The organism is Corallococcus llansteffanensis (genome assembly GCF_003612055.1).
In the GTDB taxonomy this organism is placed as follows: Bacteria; Myxococcota; Myxococcia; order Myxococcales; family Myxococcaceae; genus Corallococcus; species Corallococcus llansteffanensis.
The window spans coordinates 1-424 of sequence record NZ_RAWB01001202.1 but is presented as its reverse complement, the minus strand read 5'-3'; the positions used below and the strand labels follow the sequence as shown (position 1 = coordinate 424).

General features: G+C 70.3%; 1 protein-coding gene. It reads left to right on the top strand.

All coding sequences use genetic code 11. From position 1 onward, the window contains the following. Positions 1 to 384 (top strand): GbsR/MarR family transcriptional regulator (locus D7V93_RS44145; protein ID WP_372338438.1); only part of this gene is annotated, 384 nt, incomplete at its 5' end. Positions 385 to 424: the final 40 nt, after the last annotated feature.

Below are 424 nucleotides of genomic sequence, written 5' to 3'. Positions count from 1 at the left end.
GACCTGTCCAAGGGCGGGGTCTCCATGCTGCTGCGCGATCTGGAGCGCTGGGGCGTCATCCAGCGCGTGCGCCTGCCCCAGGACACCGTCTGGCGTTACGGCGCGGAGAACGATCTGGTCCGCATGGTGACGCACGTCATCGAGGAGCGCGAGGCGGGCTTCGTCGCGCGCATCCGCGCCGACCTGGCGGAGGCCCGGCGGCTGGCCGAGACGCAGGATGGGCTGTCCCCGGAGCGGCTCCAGCGGCTGGAGAAGATGGCCACGCTGGCCGAGCACGTGGAGCGCGCGCTGCGGCTGTTCATCAAGACGTCCCGGCTGGACGTGTCCGGTGTGCTGTCCGTGTTCCGGGACGAGGCCACTGGGTCGCGCCGGGGCTCGAAGTAGCCTGGAGGAGGGTCGGACATGGATTCGCACTACGATCAGG